Origin of the sequence: Pseudorhodoplanes sp. (assembly GCF_035565795.1) — a bacterium.
GTDB lineage: Bacteria > Pseudomonadota > Alphaproteobacteria > Rhizobiales > Xanthobacteraceae > Pseudorhodoplanes.
In genome coordinates this window covers 1-24,446 of the sequence record NZ_DATMRV010000104.1, presented here as the reverse complement: position 1 = coordinate 24,446, position 24,446 = coordinate 1, and the positions used below count along the sequence as shown (strand labels likewise).

At 63.6% G+C, this 24,446-nt stretch carries 18 protein-coding genes and 1 tRNA gene; 13 read left to right on the top strand and 6 right to left on the bottom strand.

Annotated elements, in window-relative coordinates; genetic code table 11:
- Positions 1-525 (bottom strand): hypothetical protein (locus VNZ93_RS10445; RefSeq protein ID WP_325703965.1); only part of this gene is annotated, 525 nt, incomplete at its 3' end.
- A gap of 176 nt (positions 526-701) precedes the next feature.
- Between VNZ93_RS10445 and VNZ93_RS10440 the strand changes: the two genes are divergently transcribed.
- The 3 genes from VNZ93_RS10440 (at position 702) to VNZ93_RS10430 (ending at position 3,973) form a co-directional block, all read left to right on the top strand.
- Positions 702-778: transfer RNA gene (locus VNZ93_RS10440), tRNA-Pro, on the top strand.
- A gap of 109 nt (positions 779-887) precedes the next feature.
- The gene (locus VNZ93_RS10435; RefSeq protein ID WP_037483212.1) at positions 888-2,918 is read left to right on the top strand and encodes a hypothetical protein; all 2,031 of its coding nucleotides are present in this window, start codon (positions 888-890) and stop codon (positions 2,916-2,918) included.
- 500 nt (positions 2,919-3,418) lie between these two features.
- A complete protein-coding gene (locus tag VNZ93_RS10430; protein WP_037483214.1) occupies positions 3,419-3,973 on the top strand; it encodes a DNA-binding protein in 555 nt (184 codons plus the stop codon).
- A 77-nt stretch (positions 3,974-4,050) separates the two neighbouring features.
- On the opposite strand, the gene VNZ93_RS10425 is transcribed toward VNZ93_RS10430, so the two are convergent.
- The 5 genes from VNZ93_RS10425 to VNZ93_RS10405 form a co-directional block, all read right to left on the bottom strand.
- Entirely contained in the window at positions 4,051-4,785 is a 735-nt protein-coding gene (locus VNZ93_RS10425) for a MobA/MobL family protein (protein ID WP_051585406.1), read from the bottom strand.
- A 109-nt stretch (positions 4,786-4,894) separates the two neighbouring features.
- The gene (locus VNZ93_RS10420) at positions 4,895-5,434 is read right to left on the bottom strand and encodes a hypothetical protein (RefSeq protein ID WP_037483216.1); all 540 of its coding nucleotides are present in this window, start codon (positions 5,432-5,434) and stop codon (positions 4,895-4,897) included.
- A gap of 84 nt (positions 5,435-5,518) precedes the next feature.
- Positions 5,519-6,457 (bottom strand): AAA family ATPase, encoded by a 939-nt coding sequence (locus VNZ93_RS10415; protein WP_051585407.1) that lies wholly within the window; start codon positions 6,455-6,457, stop codon positions 5,519-5,521.
- Complete coding sequence (locus tag VNZ93_RS10410; protein ID WP_325703959.1) at positions 6,454-7,068, bottom strand: hypothetical protein; 615 nt, start codon at positions 7,066-7,068, stop codon at positions 6,454-6,456. Before VNZ93_RS10410 ends, VNZ93_RS10415 begins: the two co-directional genes overlap by 4 nt.
- 77 nt (positions 7,069-7,145) lie before the next feature.
- Positions 7,146-7,958, bottom strand: coding sequence for a hypothetical protein (locus VNZ93_RS10405; RefSeq protein WP_037483220.1), 813 nt, complete (start codon positions 7,956-7,958; stop codon positions 7,146-7,148).
- A gap of 589 nt (positions 7,959-8,547) precedes the next feature.
- Between VNZ93_RS10405 and VNZ93_RS10400 the strand changes: the two genes are divergently transcribed.
- From VNZ93_RS10400 to VNZ93_RS10355, 10 genes are all read left to right on the top strand, one after another.
- Entirely contained in the window at positions 8,548-9,912 is a 1,365-nt protein-coding gene (locus tag VNZ93_RS10400) for a hypothetical protein (RefSeq protein ID WP_150113346.1), read from the top strand.
- A gap of 187 nt (positions 9,913-10,099) precedes the next feature.
- Positions 10,100-10,657 carry a hypothetical protein gene (locus tag VNZ93_RS10395; RefSeq protein WP_325703953.1) on the top strand — a complete coding sequence of 186 codons (558 nt, stop codon included), beginning with the start codon at positions 10,100-10,102 and terminating at the stop codon, positions 10,655-10,657.
- 3 nt (positions 10,658-10,660) lie between these two features.
- Positions 10,661-11,752, top strand: coding sequence for an ImmA/IrrE family metallo-endopeptidase (locus VNZ93_RS10390; protein WP_325703950.1), 1,092 nt, complete (start codon positions 10,661-10,663; stop codon positions 11,750-11,752).
- A 35-nt stretch (positions 11,753-11,787) separates the two neighbouring features.
- Positions 11,788-13,323, top strand: a complete 1,536-nt coding sequence (locus tag VNZ93_RS10385; protein WP_325703947.1) for a site-specific DNA-methyltransferase — start codon at positions 11,788-11,790, stop codon at positions 13,321-13,323.
- On the top strand, positions 13,323-15,911 hold the full coding sequence (locus VNZ93_RS10380; RefSeq protein ID WP_037483230.1) for a DEAD/DEAH box helicase: 2,589 nt from the start codon (positions 13,323-13,325) through the stop codon (positions 15,909-15,911). Before VNZ93_RS10385 ends, VNZ93_RS10380 begins: the two co-directional genes overlap by 1 nt.
- An 11-nt stretch (positions 15,912-15,922) precedes the next feature.
- Positions 15,923-16,717, top strand: coding sequence for a hypothetical protein (locus tag VNZ93_RS10375; RefSeq protein ID WP_037483233.1), 795 nt, complete (start codon positions 15,923-15,925; stop codon positions 16,715-16,717).
- Between the two features lie 323 nt (positions 16,718-17,040).
- A complete protein-coding gene (locus VNZ93_RS10370) occupies positions 17,041-19,077 on the top strand; it encodes an ATP-dependent nuclease (RefSeq protein WP_037483235.1) in 2,037 nt (678 codons plus the stop codon).
- Between the two features lie 5 nt (positions 19,078-19,082).
- Complete coding sequence (locus tag VNZ93_RS10365; RefSeq protein WP_037483237.1) at positions 19,083-21,077, top strand: UvrD-helicase domain-containing protein; 1,995 nt, start codon at positions 19,083-19,085, stop codon at positions 21,075-21,077.
- A gap of 421 nt (positions 21,078-21,498) precedes the next feature.
- Positions 21,499-22,647 (top strand): phosphoribosyltransferase-like protein, encoded by a 1,149-nt coding sequence (locus VNZ93_RS10360; RefSeq protein ID WP_150113347.1) that lies wholly within the window; start codon positions 21,499-21,501, stop codon positions 22,645-22,647.
- Positions 22,648-22,826: 179 nt separating this feature from the next.
- Positions 22,827-23,996 carry a reverse transcriptase family protein gene (locus tag VNZ93_RS10355; protein WP_051585410.1) on the top strand — a complete coding sequence of 390 codons (1,170 nt, stop codon included), beginning with the start codon at positions 22,827-22,829 and terminating at the stop codon, positions 23,994-23,996.
- Positions 23,997-24,446: the final 450 nt, after the last annotated feature.

Below are 24,446 nucleotides of genomic sequence, written 5' to 3'. Positions count from 1 at the left end.
CACCCCGCGCGTCAGGCCGCCACCCCAGCCGATCGTCAGGGTAGGGGCGAAATCCTTGGGTTCCACCCGTCCGGTCAGGGTGCCCACTTCCGCGGAGGTGTAGCTGTCATCGCCGATTTCCACGTCGCCCGTCGGCGTCGCGGTCAGCTTCACCTTGTTGTCGCTGATCCGGGCACCGGCGGAAAGGCGGAAACCGCCGCCGAACGGATAAAGATCGATCACCGCGCCGAACGATTGCAGATCGAGGTCGCCATTGTAGTTCACGTCGTCAGACTCGACATCACGGCTGATCCCGAGGAACGTGGCGCTCGCCCGCGCTCCAAAGTTGCGGGAGGCCCGATAACCGAGTTCCGGCCCGATCCCGAGCGTTCCGCCCGTGACGCCGAGCGACAGGCCGCCCTCGTCCTGCGCCATGGCCGGTGAAGCCGCGAGACCCAAGGGCAACGCGATCAAAAGTACGATCTTCCTCATTTTTCCAAGACCCCCGCTGAAATTGATGCTGGTTTTCCGAACGATCCCGTTCACCGCGCGGCGCTATCAGAGCGCAGCACTCCGAAAATCATCAGAACTGTTGATTTTCCGGCCGGAAGCGCAGGTTTTGTGCCCCGAACGTAAGGCTTGCGGAACGTGACGCCCGCGTGCCGTGAATCGCCATTGCCGCTTGCGCCTGAATAGCCGGAAACCTAAGGGCACCTGCGGATCGGGGAGTGGCGCAGCCTGGTAGCGCATCTGCTTTGGGAGCAGAGGGTCGCAGGTTCGAATCCTGTCTCCCCGACCACTTTATCGCGAAAAGCGAGGGAAATCCGCCCGTTAGCATGGGCCTGCCGCGTGCTTGGATCACATGACCCCTGCACACGATGCCGGCACATGCGGAAAGGCGAAGACCCATGTCCCGCATCCCCTATGCCGTCCGCATCGATGGCCGATACGCCTTCCGGCGCCGCGTCCATTTCCGAAATTTTATCTCCAAACCTATAACCCTAGCGTTGCGGACCTCCGATCCCAGGCAGGCCCGCAGGCTCGCCGCGATCCTTGCGGCCCGCTTTGTCAGGGTGAAGGTAGATATCGACATGATGCTGGAGGATGGGAGGGCCCTCACCGGAACCGAGATCGAGGCGATCTTCCGCCAGAAGCTGGAGGAAGAGCTCTCTTTCTACGTCCACAGCGCCTATGAAAATGCGTCCTGGTCGTCGTCGGTGCCTGAGGTCGCCGCGCAAGAAGCGCAGGCTTACCGCATCCTACGGCTCCCCGATCGTAACCTCGGAATGACCGAAGCGGACCGCGCCAGGCTGATCGAACAGGGTCTCGGACACGAGATCCCGATGATCGAGGACTATATTCGTCAGGCCGTGGAAGCACTGAACGATGAAGATGTCAGCCGGCGTTTGGCGTCCATAGGCGCCCCCGCGCACAGCCAGAATATTGCAGCTGCTCGCATACATTTGATACGCGCGAGTGCCGCAGCCTGCTCGCGAGTCGCCCGGGTTTTCGACGACGATACGCTTGATGCCCCGGATCCCGTTCGCGCGCTGATCTCCGACCTCGGCGAAATGTCGCCGGAGGCCAAGGCGCTTTTGGGCCGCGCATCGCACACTCCGCTTCCCGGCATCCCTGCAGCGCAGCAGCCCGAGAGCTACTTCTTTGAATATGAGCCCCGTCGGTTTTCCGAGATCATCGATCAGGTGATCGCCCAGTTGAAGGCCGACAAGGTCTGGAAGGGCGACACCGGCCAGCAGCGACGCATCATGCTCAGCTTCGCCTGGATCACCGGCAACCGTCCGCTAGGTGCGTACAACCATCTCGACGCAGGCCGCTTCAAGGAAGGCCTGCAGAGGATTCCCAAGGACTTCCGGTTCGGCACCTTCGAGGAAGGACCGTTGTCCCGCCCGTTTGACGAGGTGGTAGCGGAACTACCTCCGCTGACGCCCGACCAGCGACGTAGCAATAAGACGGTCAACCGCGATCTGTCCTTCATGGGTACGGTCAGTAAGGTGCTCGCCAAGTCTTACTGGAAGCCGAAGTTCCCCGGTGCCGTCGTCGTGGATTTCGCTGCCGAGCGAGTGAAGATCACCGCGTCCGAGAAGAAGGATTTGCGTCCACCTTGGAAGCGCGAGCACATGGACTGCCTTTTTCGGTCTCCATTATACCTCGGCGGCGGCGGTGCGCTTCGCCGACTTCAGAACCAACGCGGAGCGGAACATGTTTGGCACGATGCCGCCTATTTCGCGCCGCTCATCTGGTTCTATTCGAGTGCTTGCCGCGAAGAAATCTGCGGTTTGGAGCTGGCTGATTTCACTGTGGATCACCCCACCCCGCACTTCGAGATCCGGGACAACCTGACGCGTGGCCGTGACGGTGAGATGAAGGGCGAAAAGCGGCCCGCCCGCAATCGCCATCTCCCAATCCATCCCGAGCTGATCCGCCTGGGCTTGCTCGACTATATCGCGGCGATCCGGAGGGAGGGCCATGTGGCGCTCTTCCCGGAGCTTTACCAGCAGTCGGAGAAGCGCGGCGGAGCATTCTTTTACGAGCGTGCTTGGCAGCACATGGCAGATTATATCGCCGACCGCCTGCCTGTCCGTGTCAATGCGAGAGGCAAGGGTCCGGATATTCACTCGATCCGCGCGCTCGGCTCTAGCTTCTACGAGGTTGAGGGAGTCAACGAGAATATCCGCGCCGATGTGATGGGCCACGCACGCAAGGGCGTAAACGGGATTTCCTACTCCAAAAGGATTGAGACCGAGGGTCTCGACGTGGTGCTAGCCGAGCGTCAGGCCTTCATTCTGAAATATATCCCCATCCTCACCGAACACGTTCCGGCATCTTCTATTCGCTTGCTACCACTCGATCAGCGATCGCGTGTCGGCTCGTCCCGCGAACGCAAGATCCGCAGCGATGCCAGGAAGGTGGCGCGCTAACCCTCTGGGCGATGAGGGGCGTTCGCCTTCATCGCCCTCAAATTTTATATCAACTCGCTTGGCGAGAACGCGACACGAACATAAAACAGCGGGTGACACGTTCAACCGCATCTCCGGCGTCTAAAACGCCTCCGGTCGCGTCGGCATCGCTGCTGGACGACGACAAGCTCGTCGCCATCGGCACACTCCTTGCCGCCGTTGCGGACCAGTGCCCATCCGCGATGCTCAGTCGTGTCGTGCTCTTGTCGGCCATGCTGGCCGTCCTGTTTGCAATCGCCTTGGCAGCCCGAAGTGTTGGGGAACCTTCGCTTCTTACGGCGGACGTAAGCGTTGCACTGACGCGCTGCTTGTCTGCGCCGCCCTCGAAATGGGCAGCGCCTTGACCCTAGCCCTTGATCCGATCGCCCCTGTTGAGGCCGCTCCAATTTCCGTCGTGTACAACCAGTACAAGGTGCACGAGCTGCACAAGCTGCACGGCGGGCAAATCTTAGAGACTGATCATGGTGAAGAAGGACAAGTGGATTACCTACCCCGATGTCGCACGAGCTGCCGAAAGGCTGATCCTCGGCGGTGTGCCGGAAGAGAAGATCAACGGCAGCATGATCTGGGACGAACTCGGGTACGGCAGCCGCCACAGCTCTTATAAGTTCCTCGCCGAGTGGCGCGCCCAGCGCAAGGCGGCGCCCAAGCTCACCCCGTTCGCTATGTCCGACGAGATGCGGGAACGTTTTGTGACCACCGTGGCGGGTCTGATGGGAGACGCTCTGCAGGCCGAGCGCCAGGCGTTGGCGGCACGGGCCGAAATGAAGGACGTCAAGATCGCGATCCTGGAAGGTGAGATCGCATCGCTGATGGACAGCCTCAGCGTCACCGAACAGGAGCGCGATGAGGCGACCGGCCAGATTGAGGAGATGACGACTACCAACAGGGAGTTGGTGACTGCGTTGGCGGCCAAGGAAGCGGCGCTGGAAGCGCTGGCGAAGGAATATGATCGCCTGTTCGAGCGTGTCCATCCTTCGCATCAGAAAGACGCTCCGCCGCCTGCGGAAGCGTAATGATCACCCGGGGCGGCTCAATGAGCCGCCCCGTTTCGTTCTGTTGAGCCTTCTGGGATCTGCACACGGACATAGTCTTAGGCCCAAAGTGGATCCACTCGCTGGCTTGCCAGCGCGAGGCGATCGAAGCCGACGCTTTCTAGATCGCGCAGGTTTGCACAGCGCCGTCGCCAAGCGAACTCCGCGCGCTTCTGCTGCGCCCAGCTGGCGATCCAATTTGGATGCCGGCGACCGCGGCGATAATCGTGGCGCCAGTGTCGCCCAGTTACGATCAGGTGACTGTGTGGCGCGACGATCCAGTCGCCATCATGGCCTTCGACCGCGTGGACCGCCCACGCCACGGCTGCACCCCTCGCGACGAACTGCGAATGCACGAAGCCCTCCACCATCCAGCGCCAGTTCTCGGGCCGGATGTGCCGCGGGATCTCCATCATGACATGCCAGCCTGCCAGGTCAGTTGGGTCGCCGGACGCGGCCGTAGCGTGATCCGCCTCTTCCCAGATGCGATAGGGATTGGTTGCGGCCCAAAGGGGTGCGCTGGCCGGAAGTGCCAGGCCAGATCCTTTCAGCTCGAAGCGACGTTCAGCGAAGCTCGCGGGCATCGGCCCGAATCGATCGACCGGCGAACTGTCACGCCAGATGTAGGCAACGTTCGCCGTCATGGTCCGATATGCGGGCACGCGCCCCACATACCGCCATTGTTCCGATACCGGGCGGATCTTGAAATCCGGCCAATCAGCGCGCGAGATCGAACGAGGCCGGACGATGAACTCGCGCCGGGCCGCCTTCAGCTGTTCCTGGTTGATGAGCATTGTTGTCTCCTGGAAAAGCCCACGCCGCCCTGGAAGAGCGGCGCGGAAGCGTCTTTCGATGGCGGAAGAGAATGAAAGCGGCCGGAGTCGGCCGTCTTTCTTGAAGAGATCAGCCGAACCGGACGACGGTCTCCACCGGCGCTGCCGGGGCGATCCAGTCGCCGCCGGTGGGCACGAAGCGGTTCCCGGTCAGCGGCTTGTCGCTCATCTCGGCCGCGGCGGCCTTGATCCGCTTCATCGCCAGCTTCCGGCCCTTGCCGATCCCCTTCGGCTTGCCTTCCACTCGGACCAGCGAGCCGCGCTTGTCGATCATGAAACACTCGTCGGCCTTGGTGCTGACGAGGATGATCGGCGCATCGTCGTTGGCGGCGAAGGGCACCAGCCGATCGACGATGTCGACCGTCAGCATCTCGCGATAGGCGACGCAGAAGGTCGTCGGATCCTTGACCCGGGTATCGGCCCAGCCGCTGTAGACGAGATCCTTGCCCATCATCTGCGCGATGCGCGCGAGTTCCATGCCGGTTTCGAAGTCCACCTCGCGGCCGGCCGAAAACGCGATGCTGTCGTTCGCCGGCTTGAACAGCGGCCACCCCATCGCCTGCCGAAGCGCGAGCATGAGGTTCTGGTGGTGCAATACGGTCAATTCCATCTGATCATTCCTTCTGGTGACGGCCTCCTGGCCGGAGCTTTTTTCCTGTTTCCCAGGATGCTCATTTCGGTCCCCATTGAGGGGTCAGTTGACCGCGCGGCGCGCGTGTCGCGCCGAGACGGCGACGACCGTCTCGATCGCGCGGCGCAGCCGGCGAACGGAGCGGGTGTTGCGGAACAGGCGAAGCAGCAGCGTCTCTGCCGCAGCTTCCAGGCGAGGCAGGTCGGACGGGGGCAACCCGGCATCTCGAGCGACGTCGCGCCAGAGTGAGGCGAGCACCACCTCGGCATGTTCAGGACCCGGACCCTGAACCTCCACCACGTCCACCCGCGACAGCAACGGCGCGGACAGCTTCGTCAGGCTGTTCGCGGTGAGGACCCAATTGATGTGGCTGAGGTCGACTTCCGCAGCGAGGCACCCGTCGAAGAAGCGATTGGCAGTCGATCGCTCGAGCATGCCGAGCAGCGTGTCGGCCGGATCGCCCATGGCATTGGCGGGCACCTTGTCGACTTCGTCGATGATGATGACCGGGTTTGCCACCTGCAGCCGCTGCAGGACGCAGGCCGGAAAACCGGGCTGCTGATGGCGGAAGCCGCGCGGGTTGCCCGCAAGCTCGTTGCTGCTGTTGACCCCGGCGAAGCTGAGGATCGCGTCGCCGCATCCCGACAGCGCCCCGATGCGGCGCGCAAGGTGGGTCTTGCCGGCCCCCGGCGGGCCCACCAGCAGCATCGGCCGGAACGACAGCCATGGCTTGCCGGCCCATTGGCTCATCGCAGCCTGCTCGCCGAGCCGGTCGATCGCCGCAGCCAACCACGGCGCTTCAGCGCGAAGGGCTGCCGTGATGCGCGGTTCTCCGCCTGCCCGGCTGGGAAGAAGCGCTGTCGAGCCCGCGAGCGGCAGCATCTTGGTCAGCGGTTCGTAAAGCGCGGAGATCGATGCGAGCGCGTCGCCGAACTCGTTGCCGTCCGGTGGGATGGACCGGCACGGGCGGATGAAGGGCTTTCCCTCGACGATCTGGATCACAGGCGCACCTCCGCATCCGGAGTGGCAAGCCAGGCCTCGGTCTTCTCGATGAGCGGTTCGGCGTCCTCGCGGCCGGCGAGCCACAGCCGCCAGGTCGCGACCGCACGCGCGGCAAGGTGTTTGCGGATTGCCCAGTGGCAGCCGGTCCGGTGCGCTTCGGCGAGCTCGGCCTTCGACATCGACACGAACGGCAGACCGTGCCGATGCGCGATCGCGTCAAACGAGGTTGCTGCAGCACCGCCATGCGCCTCCGCAACGTCGATCACCTCGCGGGTGAAGGCGAGATCCAGTTCGCGCAGCAGCCGTGCCCCGGCCACGGCATCACGCGCAGTCTCGGCGGCGGCGAGCAGCGACGGCACGACGATGTCCTCGGCGCGCCACAGCAGAAGGCGGCCAGGCGGAACGTGGAGGGCATCTGCGAGCCAGGAGATCGTCTCGGCAGGATCATCGGTGACGGTGGTCGAATGGGCCTGAAGGTCGAAGCCCAGCGTGCCGAAGCTGTAGAAGATGCTGAGCTTCGCGGCGCCGACCAGCAGCGTGCGCGCGGGTCGTTGCCCGAGCGCCGGTTGGTGGATCCAGGCGGTGGCGAGAGTGGCGGTTTCGATGGACATGGCTTTCCTCGACATGAAAGCGGCCCGGCCATCACAGGGATGACCGGGCCGAAAAGGGCTGATGATAGCGAAGGTGATCAGGAGGCGAAGGCGCGTTCGTCCTCCTGTCGCTTGAGCTTCGCAGTCATGCGCTCGAGCGCGGCCGCGATATCCGCCTTCATCGCGCGCGGTCGGCACCAGCGGATCAGCGCGCAATCTACGAAGGCGTGCAGGTGATGCAGCGCGGGCGTCGTTTCGATGTGCCTGGCGAGCGCCGCCATGGGGCGCGTGACCAGCGTCTCGTCGCCCGCCCGCGCGGCGGTCCACGCGAAGAACAGGCAGAGCGTGGCGACCGCGTCCTCCATCACATAGTCGCGGATGCGATCGGTCTCGCCGGCTTCCCACAACGCGGCGACATCACCGCCGGAGGTGGACATCTTCACGGGAATGCCGATCTCGTCGCACAGGGACGCCAGCCCCACCTTCCGGCCGTGGCTGGAATAGAGATCCGCCAGATCGGCATGTTCAGCCCCGAAGCGGTTGGCGGCGGCATGGTCGGCAAGCGCCTTCAACGACCACAAGCGCGTGCGTTGCGCAGCGAGCCGCAGGACGAGCGCATCGAACTGGCGCGAGTTGTATCCGGTCACGACGCCGGCGTTGCCCATGCGGCGATCGGCTTCACGAACCAGGTCGGCTTCGCTTACGCCATCAGCGACGACCATGGCGGATATGTCGAATGACCAGCCCCCGGCGACCTGCCACGCCGTGGCGAAGCCGATCGCGACGGGCCGGTGCGTCGGCCAGGGCGGGAACGAGCCGTCCGGCGTCGGCGGCGATATGGTTTCAATATCGTAGCTCAGGATCGAGCCGGGTGCGCGGACGCTGCCCGGCCCGCGCATGGGATCGCGCATGGTTGCCTCATCATGATTGAAGGTGGGGATGCCCCCGGGGACGACCAGTGATTCTGAGGGGTCAGCACGCAATCGCTTTTCCCCTAATCCTCCCTGATCATCACCCCGATCGACAGCCAGCTTCCCGGCACAGGCGATGGCGATCGCGTGTCACAGAGCCTCGGGATAAGGTGGGATAGTGGGACAACGGCGCCGACCGCAGGGATGGCGCAACCCAAGGTCCGCTGAGCGGGCCGCCCAGAGCCCTGACGGGCGACGGAGCCTCTTCCGAGGCGACGCCCGGCCGCCGGCCGGTCACCCGAAGCGAAGCTGAGGGCGCAGCTGTTTTGGGGCACGAGTGCCCCAAAACAGTGGTATTGCGCGTGTTTCCGAGACTAACGCTCGCCCAGCCGGGGCGTTAGCTTTTCCACTGACCCGCTAAAAAGATTCGGTTTCGAGTTTAGTCGCCAAAAGGGCTCGTGTTGCTGAAGCGCAACAGGTGGCTATCAGCACATCGGCGCGCGCGATTGGACTTGCCAATCTAGGGAGCCGATCCTTTTAGCATTGGATGGAACGCTCTCATTTCATTTCGTCCGCCTTTAAGAGCGGCATGGAACGTGTCCGCGAGATTGAGGGGGAGGTCGACGCCGAGATCGAGCGCCTTCGTGCGAGGGCTGAAGAGCGGGATGAACAAGGGCGGCTGACCAAGGCCGCCAAGGACATCCGTCAGTCGCTACACAATCCGGATCTCGTAACCACCACGATCCCGGTAGCGTTGAAAGCGATGTCCAAAACGCGGGTGCGCCTCCTGCGCGAAGCTCACGAGGCTCACGTCGCCCTCGAACAAACGTGTGCCAAGTACGCGACGGCTTTGGCGGCGCTTCGGTGGCACGACCTGAAACGAGAGCTATTCGAACAGGATGCTCCGCGCCCGCGGAAGCACGTGCTTGCTGCATCGGAGATCAGCGAGGAGGAGCTGACATTCCTCCGTGAGATGCGCCGGCGCGGAGTTCCTTCGTCCGCGATGGACCAAGGCAATATCTACGAGCGGGATTTCATCGCCTTGTTTCTAAAAGAACTGGCGAAGCCCATCGACAAGAGAGGACCGGGCGGAGCTTGGGCTCGGACGTTCGCCGAAGGCGAGTTGACCATGCCAGTGCACTCGATGACGGACGACCAGATCGAAGCATTGCGCATTGTGTATGATCCTGCACGCGACACTGGGATCGAAGCCAAACGGGTCCTAGAAGCCGCAGCCGGACGCGAACTCGATATCAGTTTGAACTTCGCAATGATGCTCATTGCCATCAATGAGCAGATCGATCTCGACGAGTTGCCGGGCCTCAAGAAGAACATCGACACGGCCGAGCGCCTCGCCTGGAAGCGAGATGTCGCCAAGATCCTCGATCAACTCGGATTAAACGCGAGTGATATCGAGCGCGCGAGAGCTATCCTTGCGGGTCCACCAGCAGAAGCCGCCGCAAGCACGGCGCCGGGACCACACGCGCTGGCGGAGCCACTCGCATCGGCGCAACCAGGGGCCCCGCCCGCGGGACCGCCCGCGTCGGCCGAGCCACCCGCGTCGGCGGTCAGCGATTGCTCGATCTCAACAACAGAGATGAGTCAAGCGGCAGTAGATCAGTATCAAACATTAGCGCGCGAAATTGTCGATAAGCGCATGGCCGATCTTTGGATCGCCATTGGCCTACCATCAGCGCCTGATGACATATACGTGCTCGAACTAGCTGCGGTAGACGCTCTACGCGCAGGTGTTCAGGTCGACTATTTGGAAGAGATAGCGGATCGCGCGAGCTACAGTCCGAACGTCGCGTTCATCGACGAACTCATAAAGAGGGAGAGTCGATTACTTGCAGCCCGGCTTACTGAAGATCCAGACTTTAGAAAGCAGATGCAGTATGCGGGCTTTTTCGATGGCGCGCGAGGTGGCACGAGCGCGCTTCCCATGCAGACTTAGCCGATCCCTTTACCAACCAGAGAGGCACGGTTGACACCCGTTACAAAATCCTCTCTCATCTGAGGAGCGAAATTGTAACGGGGCGACTCACGTGGAATGCGCGATCTGGTTCGATCCGAATGACGTCCGGCGTCGCCTGGAGGCGCTGGGCCTTACTTTCGAAGAATGCATGCGCGTGGTGAACGCCATGGTCGCCGCGTTCAATGGCTGCACGGATAATGATCCCCCCACCGCAGCGGGCTGGGATGCGTGGCGGTTCGGCACCCGCACCTTCCGCGATGTGAAACGCTCGCACGGGTGGGAAAAGGACGACCAGGACAATCTGTCGACGATTGTGCATCCCGATCGCGCCTTCCGCATCGCGGTGGTGAACACCAATGAGGCAACAGGCCTTCGGGATGCGCAGCCGAAGAACAAGTCAGCGAAGGGCAGCGGCTCCGAACGCGCCGTCCGATTGAACCGCGAACCGCCACTGCCGATTCCCGAATTCCTGAAGGAATTTGAGGAGGCGCTGGCCGCCGCCGCCCGGTCCGAGGCACCTATTTGGTATCTGTGCGCTTACATCAGCGACGATACGGTTCGCGCCGAGCTGTCGTTCCCGATGACCGTGGAAAGCGGCTATTTGTGCAACTGGCGCGAGCGGATCATCCTGATCGATCAGGATGGCCCTGTGTGCGATGTTCGCAGGCGCGATGATGACGATTACGGTCCGAACTTCGACATCCCGGTCCGTCGCAAGAGGTAAGCCATGTTCAATCCCGCGAGGCTGAGCCTCGCGCGCCATCGCGCCGGGCTGAGCAAGAGCCAGCTGGCGGAGGCCGCGCGCGTGAGTCGGCCTGCCCTCCATCGGTATGAAACCGGCGCGACTGATCCGGCCCCGGATATCGCGGACCGGATCGCCGCTGTGCTCGGCTATCCGGCGACTTTTTTCTACGGCGATACCGTGGATCAACCGCCGCGAGATGCCGCGAGCTTTCGGTCGATGTCGCACATGCTGGCCGGCGATCGCGACGCCGCGCTCGCGGCGGGATCGCTCGCGTTTATGCTGAGCGATTGGGTGGAGGCGATGTTCGACCTTCCCGAGATTGATGTGCCCGATCTCAGCGACGAACAGACACCTGACCATGCCGCGCGCGCGCTTCGTGAGCTATGGGGTCTAGGCGAGAAGCCGATCCGCAACATGGTCCATCTGCTCGAAGCCAAGGGCGTTCGCGTCTTCTCGCTGGTGGAGGAAACCCGTTCGGTTGATGCCTTCTCGGTCTGGCGGTCGAACAAGCCCTACATCTTCCTCAACACCGTAAAGACGGCCGAGCACAGCCGGTTCGACGCGGCGCACGAACTCGGCCATCTCGTCCTGCACAAGCATGGTGGTCCGGGGGGGCGCGAGGCTGAGAATGAAGCGAACCGGTTCGCGTCCTCGTTCTTGATGCCGTCAGCGGATGTGCGGGCCCGCATTCCGGTCGTGCGTGGGTTGAACCACATCATAGCCGAAAAGGCTCGGTGGAAGGTATCGGTGGCCGCGCTCAATTACCGCCTGCGCCAACTCGGCATCACCTCCGAGTGGGAGAATCGACAGCTGTGCATCCAGATCGCGCGCAACGGCTATCGCACTGCCGAGCCGGAGGGCATCGAACGCGAGACGTCCGTGGTGTGGGAGAAGGTGTTTGGTGGTTTACGGAAAGAGTGCATGACCAAGCACGATATCTCGGCGGCGCTGCACATCCCGGTCACCGAGATTGATAAGCTCGTCTTCGGCTTGACGCGTATGATGAGCATCGAAGGTGGACGTCAGGGGGCTGCCGGCAGCGCCCGCGGCAAGTTGTCGCTGGTGTCCGACTGATGAGATTTGGGGGTTAGGTGCCGATACTGGATTGGATGACGCGCGGAGGCGACGTCCGCGCGGCGGCGGAGGTGCCGTATCGGCTGCTGGAGGCGGTGCCCGCGCTGAACGGCGGCGATGGCGACGCCGCCAATATGCTCATTCAGGGCGACAACCTCGACGCGCTAAAGGCGCTGCTGCCCTATTACAAGGGTGCAGTGAAGTGCATCTACATCGACCCGCCCTACAACACGCGGTCGGCGTTCGAGCATTACGACGACAATCTCGAGCATAGCCAGTGGCTGGCGATGATCTACCCGCGCCTCGTGCTGCTGCGCGAGCTGCTGGCGGAGGACGGCAGCATCTGGGTGTCAATTGACGACAATGAGGGGCACTATCTCAAGGTCGTGATGGACGAGGTCTTTGGGCGAAGGAACTTCGTCACAACCTTCATTTGGAAGAAGGTGGACAGTCCTAACGACAACAAAGTCGCTATCACGCCGGATCACGAATTCGTCCTCTGCTACGAGCGGGCACCCGGCGCCGCAGGGTTCAAGCAGCAATCAACCACAAGCATATTGGACGCTTACGGCTCCGTAGATGAGCAAGGCCAGCGCTATCGCGACCGCCTGTTGAAGAAAAACGGCAAGAGCAGCCTACGCGCCGACCGTCCGACAATGTTCTTTGGAGTTGAGGCGCCCGATCGGTCCTTGGCTTGGCCAATCCATGACGACGGAAGGGAGGCACGATGGGCGATGAGTCCAGCCGGCGTCGAACGAGTTCGTGAGGAGGGGCGACTTGTGTGGAAGAGGCGCCAGCGTCTCGGTGAGGAGGTCTGGGTGCCATACGTAAGGGAGTTCGCGCCCGCTGCCCCGACCCGCCCACATTTTACGATCCTGTCGGACGTGAAGACCTCACGGCAGGCGAAAGCACATCAACGGCAGTTGCTCCCGGACGCACCCGTTTTCGATACCGTGAAGCCCGAGGAACTGTTGGAGCGGATCTTAAACTTAGGAACCCGCGCTGGCGACCTCGTGCTAGACAGCTTTCTCGGCTCCGGCACGACGGCTGCGGTGGCGCACAAGATGGGGCGGCGCTGGATCGGCATCGAAATGGGCGACCATACCGAGACGCATTGCAAGCCGCGGCTGGACAAGGTGGTCGCCGGCGAACAGGGCGGCGTGTCGCAGGCGGTCGGCTGGACGGGCGGCGGTGGCTATCGCTTCTATCGGCTTGGCGCGCCGGTGTTCGAGGCCGATGGTCACATCGCCGACGGCATTCGCTTCGCGACCCTCGCCGCGCATATCTGGTTCAGCGAGACTGGCACGCCCTTCACCGGCGCCGCCGATAGGCCGGTGCTAGGAGTGCATGACGGCACCGCCTATGCGCTGCTCTACAACGGCATCCTCGGCGATCGCTCCGTCAGCGGCGGCAACGTGCTGACCGCGGCGCTGCTCGCGCAGCTGCGCGCGGAGAGCGGTTGGCACGGGCCGATGATCGTCTATGGCGAATGGTCGAAGCTGGGCCTGGCGCGGCTGGGCGAAGCCGGCGTCACCTTCAAGCAGACCCCCTATGACGTGAAGGCGCGCTGATGGAGCTCAAGGACTATCAGCGCCGCGCGCTCGATGCGCTCCGCACCTTCCTCGACCAGGCGGCGATCCGCGACCATGCCGCTGCCTACGCCGCCGCCTGCGCGGTCGGCGAGCCGGGGGCGTATGGAGCGACCTACCGCCCGCTCGCGGGGTTGCCGGGTGTGCCCTATTGCTGCCTGCGCCTGCCGACCGGCGGCGGCAAGACACTGCTCGCCACCCACGCCATCGGCATCGCGCGCGACTCCTATCTCGCGCGCCGCTATCCGGTTGTGCTGTGGCTGGTCACGTCGAGCGCGATCGCCGACCAGACGCTGGGCGCGCTCAAGAAGATCGGCCACCCCTATCGTCAATCGCTGGAGGCGCAGTTCGGCGGCGCCGTGCGCGTGCTCGGCATCGACGAGCGACGGCAACTTCGACCGCAGGACATGGCCGATGCCGCCACGGTTATCGTCGCCACCGTCCAGTCCTTCCGCGTCAACAACGTCGCCGACCGCAACGTCTATCGCGACGACGAGGAGCTGGAGCCGCACTTCGCGGCGCTGGCCCCCGGAATCGACCTCGCTCGGCACGAGGACGGCCCTCGCCGCGGCAAGCCGATCGCGAGCTTCGCGAATTTGCTGAAGCTGCACCGGCCGCTGGTGATCGTGGACGAGGCGCACAATTTCACGTCGACGCTGTCCGGCGAGACGTTCGGCCGGCTCGCGCCCGCGGCCGTGGTGGAGTTTACCGCGACGCCAGTGCGCTCGAACGTCATCGTCTCGGCCACCGCCGCCGAGCTGAAGGCGGCGGACATGATAAAGCTGCCGATCCACCTGTCGCAGCATGGCAGCTGGCAAGCGGCGATCGCCCATGCGGTCGACAACCGCGCCTGGCTGGAGGGAATCGCCGCGAAGGATGGGGGCGGCATCCGCCCGATCGCGCTGTATCAGGCACAACCGGCGCGCGAAGGCGCCGAGGCGACGGTCGATGTGGTGAAGCGCCACCTGATCGAAGATTGCCGCATTCCCGAAGACCGGATCGCGGTGGCGACCGGCAATCAGCGCGAGCTCGACGGCATCGATCTGTTCGATCCTGCCTGCATCATCGAGCACGTCATCACCGTCGACGCGCTGAAGGAAGGCTGGGACTGCTCCTTCGCCTATGTCTTCTGCTCGCTCGCCAGCATCAGGAGCGGCGGCGCGGTGGAGCAGCTGCTCGGCCGCGTGCTGCGGATGCCATTCGCGACACGGCGCTCGTCCGAAGAGCTGAACCGCGCCTATGCTCATGTTTCCGAACGCAACTTCTTCGAAGCCGCCGAAGGGCTGAAGGACCGTCTGACCCAGATGGGCTTCGACGAGCGCACGGCGTTGGAGGCGATCGTCGAGCAGCCCGAGACGTTCGAATGGAGCAAGGACCAGCCGCTGTTCACCCGGCCCGAGCTGCCGGTGCTGCGGGTTCAGGAGCGGCCGGACCAGAGCGGCTGGACGCCCGAGATGGTGGCCGCGACGCGCATTGCTGACGATGGCGCGGGCGGCGTCGCGATCACGTTCGACACGGCTTCTCCCGATGCGGTGCTGCTTGAGGTGGCGGCGGCGGTCACGACGGAAACGACGTCGCCGGTGGCGGCGATGGAGGCGTTCCTCGTCCAGCGCGCGGCGTCGCTGTCCCCTGCCGAGCAGGGCGAAGTGCTAGAACTGCCGCGTCTTGCGATCGAGCGTGATGGGCAGTTGGAGATCGTCTTCCCTGACACGCTGGTGGATGTCGGCGGCTGGGATCTGCGCCAGGTCGACACGAGCCTGCCCGGCTTTGCGCTGACGGATCGGCCGGACACGTTCGAGATGGACGTGGACGGCGACCAGGTCGTTTACTCGCGGATCGATGCGGCCGCCGAGCTGGCGTTGGACGACGCAACGGACTGGGACATTGCGGCGCTGTCCCGCTGGCTCGACCGCACGACACGCCAGCGCGACGTCGCCCAGCCGATCTTCCTCGAATATTGCCGCCGCGTGGTGGAGAGCGTCGCCGAACGCATCCCGCTCGCTCAGCTCGTTCGTGGCAAGTACGCGCTGCGCCGCGCGATCGTCGCGCGCGTGACGCAGCTCCGCCGTGAAGCCGGCGCTCGCGGTGTCCAGCTCCTGCTTGGCGACATCGCGCCGGTTCTCGCTCTCGGCCACAACGGCTTCAGCTTTAGCAAGGCGGGCTATGATCCACGCACGCCTTACGTAGGACCTTGGCGACCACGGAAGCACCTGTTCTCCCAGGTGGGCGATCTGAAGCACGGCGGCGAAGAATTTCACGCCGCCATGGCGATCGATGATCATCCTGCGGTGAAGCACTGGGTCCGCAACGTCGACCGCACCGCCTGGTCCTATGCGCTACCAACCTCAACCGACCTCTTCTACCCCGACTTCGTCGCCGAGCTGACCGACGGCCGCAAGCTGATCGTCGAATACAAGGGCGCCGATCGCACCGACAACGCCGACAGCCGCGAGAAGAAGAACATCGGCGCGCGGTTGCAGGAAGTGAGCGGCGGGAGCGTGGTGTTTCTGTGGGCGGAGCTCGACCGCGGCGGCGGGGTCGCGCGCCAGATCGACGCAGCGATCGGCTGAGAGGGACAGGCATGGACAAGTTGAACCGAAAGCAGATCCAGGCACGCGCCCGCGAGATCCTCGAAGAGCATTCCGGCGGCATACGCTGGGGCGAGATATTGAAGCTGATCCATGCCGGCGCGCCGGACACGCCGCCCAACAGCATCCATGGGGCCATACAGGTGCTGTTCCAGAGCTCGGACGATATCGTGAAGGTCGCCCGTGGCACCTATCAGCTGTCGAAGTTCGTAGAGGAGGATGCAGCAGAGGCGATCGCCGCGGAAGAAGCCACCGCGACCGCACCGATTGCTCCAGTGAAGAACGGCGCGACCCAGGAGACGCTGGCCGAGCAGGATTTCTACGCCAGCTTTGCGCAATGGCTCGAAGAGAATGACGAGGTTACAGTCGCGGGTGCGCTCGGCGGCAGTAGCCTTGGCGGAAAGTGGGGAACTCCGGACGTGATGGGCGTCCTCAAGCCCCGCGCCCAGGACATGTTCAAGTTCGAGCCGCAGATCGTGGCGGCCGAGATCAAGGCAACCCCCAGCCAGCCCGTCGTGGCCTTCGGTCAAGCGGTCGCTTACCGGCTGTTCTCGCATAAGAGCTACATCGTGATCCCGCGGACGACGAGCAGCGACGACATGAACCGGCTGAAGTCGCTTTGCAGCATCCACGGCGTCGGACTCGTCGTTTTTACGCTGGACAAGAACGAGCCAGACTATGGGGTGATCGTTCTTCCCGCCATAGCGACGCCGGACATGTTTTACGTGAACAGCATGCTCGATCGGCTGAAGGTGAGCGAGCCGAACTTGTTGAACCGGTTGTTCTAGGCGGAAATAGCCAAAGCGGGTTGCTGAGGGCCATTCACTCCAACAGTCACCTTGCTGCTTCTGGGCCGGAGGGCGACTGGCAGCTTCGGTTCGAAAAGCGCGAGAAGCGGACTGCCTACTAGCGTCATCCAGGACGCGGCCCTTCCTGGGTGACTTAAACGCGCGAGCAACTCACAACCGGTTCCGAGAGCTGCGCGCGCGTATCGGCACCGCCGCGCATTGGCCTCGGAGGAGGTTTAAACGAAGATATCAACCCGATCTCGTGCCAGAAGCTGTTTCTTAGCGCGTACTTGCTGCTAGTCTCCCTACTGGAGGGCGCTTGCGTGTATATTGCTGAGATCAGGATCGAGAACTTCCGGCTGTTTGGTTCAACCGATCGCGCCTTCCATCTTCCGCTCAATCCCGGGCTGACGGCGCTGGTCGGCGAGAATGACGCGGGCAAGACTGCGGTCATTGATGCGCTCCGCCTGGTGCTCGGTACGCGCGACCAGGATATGCTGCGCGTCGATCCGGTGGATTTCCACCAAAGCGCGCCCGGCGCGGAACGCGCCGACCAGATCACCATTCGCTTGACCTTCCGCGGCCTTACCATTGCCGACCGTGGCGCCTTCGCCGAGTTCCTCACCTATGAGAACGTCGGCGAACAGCTCGAGACCGCGCTGATCGTCACCTGGATCGCCAAGCGCAACACCAAGGAAGGTAGCTCGCGGCGGGTGCTTCCGCCCGAATGGCGCACCGGCGCCAAAGGCGATGGCCCCCTGTTGGACCTAGGCGCGCGCTCGCTTTTGACAGCGACCTATCTGCGCCCGTTGCGCGATGCGGAGCGCGCGATGAGCGCCGGGCGCGGATCGCGCCTGTCGCAGATCCTCCAGCACACCGCCGAGATTCGGAATACCGGCATTGGCTTCGACCGCAACACCAACCCGCCAATCGAGCCGAAAGACCTGAGTGTGCTCGGGCTCGGCGACTATGCCAGCCACCTGTTCAGCGAAAGCGAAGGCATCAAGCTGGCGCGTAAGCGGCTCAACGAGGAATATCTCGCGCCTCTGTCGTTTGCGGATGATCTGCTTCTTGCCCGCATCGGCGTTGCAGGAGCGCATGAGGACAATCTCAGGCTGCGCCAGCTTCTCGAAAAGCTGGAGCTGGCGTTGACGGCGTCGACCGGTGCGGACAGCGCACACAACCGCGGGCTCGGGTCAAACAACCTGCTGTTCATGGCCTGCGAGCTGCTGCTCCTCGCGGCTGAAAGCGACGGCTTCCCGCTGCTGCTGATCGAGGAGCCCGAGGCGCATCTCCACCCGCAGCGCCAGCTGCGTCTTATGTCGTTCCTACAGGCTCAGGCAAGCAAGCCCCGCGCCGATGGCCAGAAAATTCAGATCATCGTCACTACGCACAGCCCGAACCTGGCCTCAGACCTGCGACTCGACAATCTGGTGCTGATCGAAGGAGCGCGGGCTTTCCCATTGTGTCGTGGCAAGACCCAGCTCAGCGCTTCCGACTATCGCTTTCTCGAGCGCTTCCTCGACGTGACCAAGTCGAACCTGTTCTTCGCGCGCGCGGTGATGATCGTCGAAGGCGATGCCGAGACGATCCTGATGCCGGTGGTCGCCAAGCTGCTCGCCCGCGATTTCCACGAATATGGCGTGTCGTTGGTCAATGTCGGCGGCGTTGGGCTCGGCCGTTATGCGCGAATTTTCCTACGTGAGGACCCGGAAAAGGATGGCGAAATCAATATCCCCGTCGCCTGCGTGACCGACATGGACGTGATGCCCGACATGGCGCCGTGGATTGTCGGCAAGCTCGAACCAGGCCAGCCGGTGCCTGCACGACCGCCCTCGCGGCGGCAATGGCGGATCAAGGCCGACCTGCCCGGCGAGCAGCTTGCTCAGCGCCGTACCGAACGCCGCGCCAAGGCGTCAGGCCAGCGAGTCGAGACCTTCGTCTCCGACGAATGGACGCTCGAATATGACCTCGCCTTTCACGGGCTCGGCAAGCAAGTCTATCGCGCCGCTTCGCTCGCATTGGCGGACGTCTCGCTCAACGCCGGCGGTGCAGTACGGCCTGAGGTAATTGCCGGGGCCGATGCGGCCTATCAGGCCTTGGCCGACGCCGGTCATGACCGGGAGACGCTCGGCTCCCACATTTATGCGCTGTTCGAGGCCGAGGGCGCATCGAAGGCAATCGCCGCCCAGTATCTGGCCGAACTGCTCGAGCAGGAGGTGGAAGCCGGAACGCTCCCCGCCCTCAAGTTGCGGCAGCTGCTGCCGCCCTATGTCGTCGCGGCAATCGCGCACGTCACCGCGCCGTTCCCCGTGCCAGAGCCGAACGGCGCTGCGGCACCGGGACCGGCGGCGGCCTGAAGCCGATGTTCGACGATCTCATCCGGGAGCAGGATGTCGCCTGGGCGGCGACGCTGATGGGACTGGGACCAGAGGGCTTCGCGCCGGTCGGTGATGATGACAGCCGGCTCCGGGCGATGCTCAATCTCGACACAGTCGATTTTGAAGCGTGTCCTGGGAGCGGCAAGACGACGCTGCTCGTCGCTAAGCTCGCCGTGTTGGCAACGCGCTGGCCGCACCGGCACCAAGGCATCTGCGTACTCTCGCACACCAATGCGGCGCGCAACGAGATCGGAGCCAAGCTCGGCAATTCGGCTGCGGGAATCTCGCTGACCCGCTACCCGCATTTCGTCGGCACGATCCACGCCTTCGTTAACGAGTATCTGGCGCTGCCCTGGCTGCGCTCGAAGGGCGTCGACGTTCGCTGCATCGATACGCAAATCGCGCTCGCCAAACGCTGGGGGCTTCTGCCCGGGAAAACACGCTGGGCGATCCAGAAAGCCCGGCTCAGCGAAGGGTGCCTGATTTACACGCGGCCCGACTATACCGGCGGCAGTACCGGCAAGTTCGGGCAGCAGACGCCGACCTACCAAGCGCTCCTCGAGGCACGGCGCACGGGCAGCGAACAGGGCTATTTCTGCTTCGACGAGATGTTCGTCTGGGCAAACGAGTTGCTCGACATGCGCCCGGGGGCAGCAGCTGACCTCCGGCGGCGCTTCCCGTTGGTGTTCGTCGACGAGGCGCAGGACAATAGCGAGGAGCAGTCCGCGCTCCTGCACCGGATTTTTTGCGCGGGTGACGCGCCGTCGCGTCGGCAGCGCTTCGGGGACTCCAATCAAGCGATCTATGCTCGCCCCGGCGCCGAGGGTGCTGCGACCGATCCCTTTCCTGGCGCCGCGGTTCAGGCGATGCCGCGCAGTTACCGGTTCGCGCAGCCGCTCGCCAATGAAGTGAAGGGGCTCGGCGTCGCGCCCCATGATCTGGTCGGTGCGGGGCCGCCGCCCGAGCACGGCGTCGGACACCAGGCGCCCACGCTTTTCCTGTTCGACGACGCCAGCGTGCAGTCGGTGCTGCCCCGCTATGGGGCGCATCTCGTCGCGACGTTTGACGCCCATGTGCTCGAACGCGGTGTGTTCACCGCCGTGGCGGGCGTGCACGATCTTGACGAGGCGGGCCCAGTGCCGCATGCGATCGGCCATTACGCCCCCGCCTATGATCCGGCCTGCGCGCGCAAGGAAGCGGCGCCAGCCAGCTTCGCGCAATATCTGGCACGCGCGCGGTTCGAGATGGCGGGCAGCGGCAACAGCGACAGGTTGATCAACGCGGCGGCATCGGCGCTGTTCGCAGCAAGCGAACTGGCCGGCGGGACGCACGGGCGGATGGCGCGCAAGTCGCCGCATCGCCGCATAGTTGACCTCCTCACCGGCACTGAGGCGCATCCCGCCTATCTTGCTCTGATCGAGCGCGTGCTCGCCAGCCGCGGCGAGATCGCGGAGGCCGATTGGCAGGCGACGGTGCGTCCGCACGCGGAGACTGTCGCCCGGCAACTGAGCGGCGCCGAGGCGCTCGGGGGTGCGGCGGCATTCCTCGCCTGGCCCAAAGGCGAAGCAGCGCTCCAGGCCGGGGCGGCGCCTATCGCGCGAACCGACAACCTGTTCGCTTATCCCGAGGACGCCCCGCAGGTCCGGGTCCGGCTGGGATCCATCCATTCGGTCAAGGGTGAGACCCACACCGCGACACTGGTGCTAGACAGCTTTTACTTTGCGCATCACCTAAGTGTGCTTAAACCCTGGCTCCTCGGCGCTAAAGCGGGCGGATCGCGCCTGGATAGCCGAGGCAATGTGATCGCTGAAGGCCCGCGGATGCTTGGCCGGCTGCGTCTGCACTATGTCGCAATGACGCGCCCGACTCATCTCCTGTGCCTAGCGATGCGCAAGGATGTCTTTGCTGCGGGAGAACTCGACATTCTCGCCGGACGCGGCTGGATGATCATCGATTGCTGTGCGCCTGCACAAGCCTGAACGACCGGAGGACAGCTTTCAGGATTGCCGACCGGTAGGTCGAATGGCCGACATTGCGGCGCGTTGCTGCCAAGCAGCTTCCGGCTTGGCGATTGGCTGGTTCTGGGTCGGTTGCAGACTAACAGGTTTCGGACGTGCTGAAGCGCTGAGCGGACGTTCGACCCAGTATTCCAGATGATGTCGGTCTATTATTGTTATGGCGGTCAGACATAGAGGCTAGGCCTCGCGCCGATGAAGATGAGCCTGCGCGATGTGCGGAGTGGAGAAGGCGTGCGGATCTCCGCGTCCCTAAAGCGCCGGTTCGCTGCAGTGGCGCAATTGCACACCATGGCAGTCGCGCTACTATTCGGCCATGTCTTCCTTGTCCGACAGCGCTGTGGCAACGCTCTGGCTAAGCCAGTTTAACGACGCAGAGCGACCGGTGGCTGCTTCCCTGGTCGACGAGCTTCTGCTGGTGGGAGCGGATGAGTTTCATAGAGGAATGAAGCAACTCCTCGATCAAGTCATGGCATCGCGCGACGGGCGTCCAGCTGCGCTCTATGCCGAGCGCGAGGTTGAAACCGAGCAAGGTGCAATACGACCGATCTTCGGTGAACCAGGCGATCGTCGGGCAACAGGGCTGGGGCCGGCCCCGTTATTGTTCGACCCCAAGGCACCCGAGGTCGGCAGCGAGGGTCCAATCGCCAATCTGATCACCGGCTATCAGCGCCTGCATGGCGATGCTGTCCTGGATCATCCTGGCCCCGACCTGTTGCGCGACCGGCGTGCCGGACCGATTGTGATCGTCGCGGATTTCATCGGATCGGGGAACCGCGTATGGGAAATGCTGGAGGCCTTTCGAGCCGTTCGATCGGTTCGCAGCTGGCACTCCTATCGCCTCGTGGATTTCTATGTTCTGGCCTATTCCGGCACGGAGGAGGGCATCGCATTGGTGCGAAGGAACCGACTTCGCCCCAAGGTGCTCACCGTCGCCGGCTGTCCAACGCTTCAGCAGGCGTTTCGCGGCGAGGCGAGAGATGCCGTGTTGCGCCTTTGCTATGCCTATCCGCCTAACTATCGCTTTCCACTGGGTTTTGGCGCCTCATCGGCGTTGATCGCTTTCGCCCACGGCATCCCGGACAACGCGCCCGCAATCCTGCACAGCGATTTCGAGGGGTGGAAGCCGCTTTTTCCCAACCGTAGCGCCTTGGCGTCTTCCGCTGACTTTCCGCCGTCGAATCGGGAGGAATTGGTCGCGAGGTCCGCAAAAATGCTGCGCGTGCTCGACGCGCAGCGTTATCTTGCCGACAGTCGCGGGCGTCGCTGGATTCAGACGATGCTTGTCCTTGCGGCTTTGGACGCTGGCGCGAGGACGCGTGAGCTGGTTTCGGCCCAAACTCGGATCAGTCTCGGGACCGTCGACGAGACGCTTGAATTCACCCGAATTGCGCGATGGACAAGGGAGAACAATGCGCTGACGCCGCTTGGGCGCGCTGAATTGCAGCGCCTGCGTCGGCGCAGAGCGCGAATGCCGGTCCTTCCAACCGAGCGCAAACCCTTCTACTATCCGACGCAGCTGAGGGCTCGGTGAGCGGGTCTAGGAATGCGCCGCTTCGGCGGCGACGGGTCCTTTTGGGATCTGGGGCGCTGGATTACCGGCGTCCGCTAGGCGGAGCGAAGTATTCACGCTGCGCGATAATGCACGTCGTGCCTGGCGAAGTCTTGGTCGCGACGCGCATTACCCCCCACCCGGGTGGGTCAAAGTAGACGATGCCGCCGGGTCCTCAGCGCTATCGGGCACAAGGACGCCGCGAGGGCGTCGACGAAACCGTGCTGGCCAACGCCCTCTCGGTCATTGATCGGATCCGCGCGGCCGATCCTCGCATCACGCCGGTACTCACGCTTCGCCATCTGAGCGAGCTGGTTGGCGTTCCATATCCGCACTTGCGGGATCTTGTGGCGCGCAGGGTGCCGAGATCCTATAAATTCTTCTATCTCAAGAAGCGGATCCCGGGGCGAACTTCGACCCGCATGATCAGCGTACCGAATAAGACATTACTGTCGATCCAGCAGTGGATCGTAAGCGATATCCTCCGCTTCACGTCTGCCCATGAAGCCAGCTACGCGTTTCACCCCGGGGGCAGGCCGCTCGAGGCGGCGGAGGAGCACTGCGGATGCGCCTGGCTGCTCAAGGTCGATCTCCAGGATTTCTTCCATACGATCTCCGAAGGGCGCGTGGCTGGCATATTTGCTGAACTCGGCTTCAATCGGCTGCTCGCGTTCGAGCTTGCACGCCTGGTGACCGTCGCGTGCGAGCGGGCGAAGCCCTCAGATCCTGCGGCGCGCTGGCCCACGATTCCTTATTATCAGTGCGCACATGAAGGCATGCTCCCGCAAGGCGCGCCAACCAGTCCGATGCTCTCCAACCTCGTGATGCACAGGACCGACGGGGTGCTCGCCCGCCTCGCCCGCGCGCATGGCATGCGCTATTCCCGCTATGCGGACGATCTGGCCTTTTCTTGCGGCGCCGATCGCGACGCGGCGCATGTCCGCCGGTTCAAGCGGCTGGTTCTCAAGTCACTGAACGAAGCGGGGTTTCGCCCGAACCTGCGCAAGACGACAATCCGCGGCCCCGGTTCCAGGCGGATCGTCCTTGGCATGCTGGTCGATGGCGACCGCCCCCGTCTTCCCAAGGGATATAAGGACATGATCCGGCTGCATCTCCACTATCTGACGTCGCCGGACTACGGCCCCGCAGCGCATGCCCAAGCGCGAAAAACCTCTGTTTCCGGCATCTTCCATCATGTCCGAGGGCTAATCTCCTGGGCAGAGACCGTTGAACCCGCTTATGGCAAACAGCTTCTCGCGCGGTTCTGGTCCGCCGACTGGCCGCCGCTGGAGCCAACGTACCTTGATGATTTGAGCGAGGACGGCGACTAGCGCTAAGCCGTCACTTGGAAAGCGCACTGGACACCCGCACACGTCCGAGTCACAAGGGCGCGGCAATCCTGCGAGAACCGCGGATTTCCGTTGGTCTGAGCGACAGGTATTTCGGTCTGGAATCCTGTCTCCCCGACCACATCCGGCATCGATCGTGCCTTTGTGCCGATTTGCACCAGAACCTGCGTCGCCGCTTTCCGGCGATGCTCGGGGGGTTGATCTGCCATTTGAACGCGGCGATAGGCGGCCCTCGGCAAGAATGGCGGGGACCGCGGCACTCGTGAATTCATAACCAGGCCGTCAGCCGGTTTCGCCGGTTGTTCGCCGGCCGCGCCAAACGATACCGGCGCATGCGATCCGGCCACCCTGCCCTATCACAAGGATGGAACTTCCAGATGCGGATTACGATGATCGGCTCGGGCTATGTGGGGCTCGTTTCCGGGGCCTGCT

Excerpts from the sequence above, each read along its gene's own strand:
- VNZ93_RS10425 (WP_051585406.1), bottom strand. The coding sequence starts at position 4,785 with ATGCTCATCAACCAGGAACAGCTGAAGGCGGCCCGGCGCGAGTTCATC.
- VNZ93_RS10410 (WP_325703959.1), bottom strand. The coding sequence starts at position 7,068 with ATGTCCATCGAAACCGCCACTCTCGCCACCGCCTGGATCCACCAACCG.
- VNZ93_RS10400 (WP_150113346.1), top strand. The coding sequence starts at position 8,548 with ATGGAACGTGTCCGCGAGATTGAGGGGGAGGTCGACGCCGAGATCGAG.
- VNZ93_RS10405 (WP_037483220.1), bottom strand. The coding sequence starts at position 7,958 with ATGCGCGATCCCATGCGCGGGCCGGGCAGCGTCCGCGCACCCGGCTCG.
- VNZ93_RS10430 (WP_037483214.1), top strand. The coding sequence starts at position 3,419 with ATGGTGAAGAAGGACAAGTGGATTACCTACCCCGATGTCGCACGAGCT.
- VNZ93_RS10365 (WP_037483237.1), top strand. The coding sequence starts at position 19,083 with ATGTTCGACGATCTCATCCGGGAGCAGGATGTCGCCTGGGCGGCGACG.
- VNZ93_RS10385 (WP_325703947.1), top strand. The coding sequence starts at position 11,788 with ATGACGCGCGGAGGCGACGTCCGCGCGGCGGCGGAGGTGCCGTATCGG.
- VNZ93_RS10395 (WP_325703953.1), top strand. The coding sequence starts at position 10,100 with ATGGTCGCCGCGTTCAATGGCTGCACGGATAATGATCCCCCCACCGCA.
- VNZ93_RS10420 (WP_037483216.1), bottom strand. The coding sequence starts at position 5,434 with ATGGAATTGACCGTATTGCACCACCAGAACCTCATGCTCGCGCTTCGG.
- VNZ93_RS10380 (WP_037483230.1), top strand. The coding sequence starts at position 13,323 with ATGGAGCTCAAGGACTATCAGCGCCGCGCGCTCGATGCGCTCCGCACC.
- VNZ93_RS10435 (WP_037483212.1), top strand. The coding sequence starts at position 888 with ATGTCCCGCATCCCCTATGCCGTCCGCATCGATGGCCGATACGCCTTC.
- VNZ93_RS10375 (WP_037483233.1), top strand. The coding sequence starts at position 15,923 with ATGGACAAGTTGAACCGAAAGCAGATCCAGGCACGCGCCCGCGAGATC.
- VNZ93_RS10390 (WP_325703950.1), top strand. The coding sequence starts at position 10,661 with ATGTTCAATCCCGCGAGGCTGAGCCTCGCGCGCCATCGCGCCGGGCTG.
- VNZ93_RS10355 (WP_051585410.1), top strand. The coding sequence starts at position 22,827 with ATGCCGCCGGGTCCTCAGCGCTATCGGGCACAAGGACGCCGCGAGGGC.